Origin of the sequence: Shigella sp. FC1544 (assembly GCF_001722145.1) — a bacterium.
Classification (GTDB): Bacteria; Pseudomonadota; Gammaproteobacteria; order Enterobacterales; family Enterobacteriaceae; genus Escherichia; species Escherichia coli.
On the sequence record NZ_MECT01000170.1, the window covers coordinates 1 to 3,881 of the forward strand.

Here is a 3,881-nt window from a genome sequence, read left to right on the forward strand (position 1 = left end):
GTCCTAAAGTGCCTTCAGGAACAGATAATCGGGAAGCGCCTTCACTGATCGAAAGCTGATTTTCAGGAACCGTTTTGACGGCTTCGGCTTTAAACTCCGTAGAGTAACGTTGGGTTTTTCTGCTCATTATTGGCTCCTTCTGATGCCATTCTATTTCAGGAAGGAGTGTCCGTTAAACTCAGGCTACCTCAGATAAGCTTGATACAACTGGTCTGGTATATACAGTTTCTTTGAGTGCGGTTATGTCTACAGAGGTAACGGTAAAAGTAACTCCTTGTCGGGACCACTCCGACCGCGCACAGAGGCATTTTCATCGCTGACAGGCCGCATTGCCTCGCAGGGCTGGAGGAGGATCGGTGATATCCGGACGACCGTACCGGCTTACGCCGGGCTTCGGCGGTTTTACTCCTCTGCCATGTGCAACAACGGAGTGCCGCCTTACATGCCGCTGGCGCGGCATATCCTGGTAACATTTTTGTTGATACCACCTTCCGGCCTTATCCTGACCAGTGGGCTTTCCTGGCATCGATGATACCGATGAACGCGCATGATATTGAGCCGACGATATTACGGGCAACTGGAAATACTCACCCTCTGGATGTGACCTTTATCCATGAAGAAGATTTGGCCATACCATGGAAACCTGAACAATCATCAGTTTACGCCCATGTAAACCCCTACGGGATATTTGAACTCGATATGGAAACAAGGTTGCCAATCGAGGTGGTTGCCTGAAAGTTGGCAGTTACCCGGTCACTACACCTTGTTGGAGTGAACATATCAAAAACAGGTAATTATACAATTTAAATTACAGTCTCATAAAAAATGATTAAATCTATTTATTATTTCAATAAACGTTTTTTTCATCTTCTTTGAAAATTGTTCTGCTATAGTATCCGGTTCCAGATTATTCTCTTTTATTATTCTACAATACTCTAATATTGTTTCTTTGTCTCTATTTACTACAGATACAAATACACCAGGAATACCATCTTTATTAGTTGCGGACAGCATTTCGACCAATCGTCTTGTGGTAAAACTATAGTTTTTTAGAATATTACAAAAGGCACGTATTGTTTCGGTATGGCCATTATAAAATGCCATAAAAAGTCCTGATGTACCGTTGGGATTTTTTATCCATAATAATTCATCTATATATTCCTGGTGAGGGGGGAGTATTTTTAGTATATCTCCATACGCCATAATGGCCTTTGTGTGCCCATTTTGAAGTGCCATAAACAACCCATGCTTTACTTTCAATAATTCTTTAATTTGTTCACTACTAAGCATTTTCTTATTAAGCAGACTTCCGAACATACGAATACTATCTGCATGTCCATTCTGCAATGCAAAAAATAACCCAGGTAAATCATGGCTGTCTTTCGCAGCTAATAGATATAATCTCTTATCGGAAGTTAACGGGGTTTTAAAGACTATTTCCCCATAGGCTTTTATTGTGTCTACATGTCCGTTCATAAAAGACATGCATAAACCCGGCACATTGTTTGCCCCTACCGCAGCAAGCAATGTAAGTATTGTTTCTTGACTAAGATTGCACATATTTAATATCTTACCATATACTTGAATAATGTCTGAACATCCGTTTTGAAGTGCTATATAAAATGCAGGAGTACCATCAGAGCTTCTCGTGGCCAGAAGGTTCACCAGTTTAGATTGAGAAATTTCACCATTTTTGTATTTTTCCATCAGTATAAATAATACTTCTGTCAGATTCTTTGTTATCGCATGATATATAACTCTGGAATTGATCAATTCATCTGGTAAAAGTTTCACTGTGTTTGTTAGAGGGGAATTATGCCTATCTTCAAATATTACCTGCCCGGGTTGCTCCAGACCATAAATTTTCCAATAAAAATCATCAAAAAAATCCTTAGCGGATAATTGACTCAGTTCGAAATGGCTATCACAAGTAAATACAGTACGTTTATGAGTAACAGTTCGATTAGGATCGAAAAACTGAACAACCCATTTTTCACTTTCTTGTACGCGCTTTATTTTCAACCCTAACGCCATTTGGTGGTTTAATGTGCATGCTGATAATGTTCTGACAAAGTCTCCATTTTTTTTCATGTTATAAAAAAAATTAGTAATAACTGTTCCCCACTTTTTATTTTCCACAAAATAAATATAAGCTGGTGATTTTGAAAAATCTTCCGTTTTTTCCAAACATACATTTTTTGCAATAGCATCAGGGGTGCTAAGAAGCTGATAGTTTACCTTCCCATTTGTTTCCATAAAATTCATTTCCCAATAGGAAGCTAGGTGACGGCAAACTATTTGTCTTCCATATATATCTTTTGCCACTCCATTTATATTTACCCTCACATTTCTCTTTTCTGAAAAATAAGGTGCTGTTTTATTCTTAAACTGAATTAGTTCACTGGAGTTTGAGACCCTCATAATAGAACTTGTTATTGTTCTATTATCTCTGTTAACAGACATATCTGTTGATAACGAATTTTTTGTTGAAAATATACTAGATGAAAATGTTTTATTTAACGGCATAGAAGACAACCATAGAGATGTTATAATACTATTAGATTGCAGTTACTAATAGTAAAAGCCTCCTTACAAGGAGGTAGCTTATTCAGAATGCTCCTATAAGATAGCGAGCTCGTCAACGATACAGATGATCTGATTATATTGTGCAAAAGGAGAACAGGAAAATAGGCACTGGAAAAGATGAAGGCCTGATGGGAGCATTAACTAATGCAAAATCCGACAGGTTAATATCCCGAAAAGCAATCAAACGACTCAAACAGGAGATGCACGCTGAAGTGGTGGACAACTGTTCGGATTTCAGATGAGTAGCTCAGCAGTTTATGAGCCGAATGCTCTGTCACGGTCAGGAATCAGGCTGCATACGCTGTGCCAAATCTAATCGTAGTTATTCTAACCAGTTTTCAAGCTACAAGGTGGTGTAGCTGGCATCTTCTCTACTCTATCATCAAACGATAAAATGGTTCCTCTCGTAACATTTGCTCTTGCCTTTCACTTCCATCTCGATCGCTTCGTAGTTCATTACGATAGCTGACATATTTCCAGTCTTCAGGTCTAACATCTGACGCCGGATACTCCCCGGGAGCGATTTTGCTTCTTAATAGATTAGACTCGAGACACATTATAAATTGTCGTATTTTATGAAGTAATAAAGCACTATATTGCGAGCATTCCTGATCTGATTTTACATATAGCGTAAACTGAGCTCCTATCCCCACACGAGATTGCTGAGAAACTCGATTCATATCAGTTATCTTCCATTTATCTATAGGACTGTCCTCTGAAAATAATAAACCAGACAAAATTTGGAATGCCAGAGGAACTTGCTCCCTAGCTATACTAATATGAAACTTGTCCCCAACAAAATCCCCCTTACTCTGAGGATTTTCACGACATGCATGAATAAACACATCTCCACTATGGTTCACAATCTGGAATCCTTGGTACATGACAGAAAAAAATTGACATATATCAGAGTAAGTTGGCACGTTCGATGCTACTTTGAAATAGTACGCTGGGTATTGCCGTATTTGGTTGTACAATATATTGAAGTTATTTTTCAATCTTTCATTCGCAGAAAGCATCTGCGGTATTTCAGACCTCACAACATTCAAAGAATCTAAATTTAGTTTTAGACAGGGTTTTTTTATGGGCATAGAAAACGTCCTCTATAAAGTAGATATATTATCTTATATTGATTGTTTATCATCTTTTATAAAACGATACATTATATGTAATGTATGTAAGCGTAAGGGTCTTCTCCGATCATGGTGGGAAGGCTTAGAACGCCATATTCAGTTTCCCATAGTGGAACATCACTCCCAGCTTAAAGCGCTCCCGGTTGCGGTAGCCCTTGGCTT

Annotated in this window: 3 protein-coding genes and 1 pseudogene; 1 reads left to right on the top strand and 3 read right to left on the bottom strand. The window is 38.5% G+C overall.

Translation table 11 applies throughout. The annotated features are described in order from the left end of the window. Positions 1–127, bottom strand: a 127-nt coding sequence (locus tag BGK49_RS10580) for a transposase (RefSeq protein ID WP_073848895.1), incomplete at its 3' end; no start/stop codon positions are given. Positions 128–465: 338 nt separating this feature from the next. Between BGK49_RS10580 and BGK49_RS31515 the strand changes: the two are divergent. Beyond that, positions 466–657 (top strand): annotated as a pseudogene (locus BGK49_RS31515) (hypothetical protein); the annotation flags it as partial. A 159-nt stretch (positions 658–816) separates the two neighbouring features. Here the strand turns inward: BGK49_RS31515 and BGK49_RS10590 are convergent. After that, positions 817–2,526 carry a ShET2/EspL2 family type III secretion system effector toxin gene (locus tag BGK49_RS10590; protein ID WP_005041841.1) on the bottom strand — a complete coding sequence of 570 codons (1,710 nt, stop codon included), beginning with the start codon at positions 2,524–2,526 and terminating at the stop codon, positions 817–819. Between the two features lie 431 nt (positions 2,527–2,957). Continuing rightward, positions 2,958–3,677 (bottom strand): type III secretion system effector phosphothreonine lyase, encoded by a 720-nt coding sequence (locus tag BGK49_RS10595; protein ID WP_001121865.1) that lies wholly within the window; start codon positions 3,675–3,677, stop codon positions 2,958–2,960. Positions 3,678–3,881: the final 204 nt, after the last annotated feature.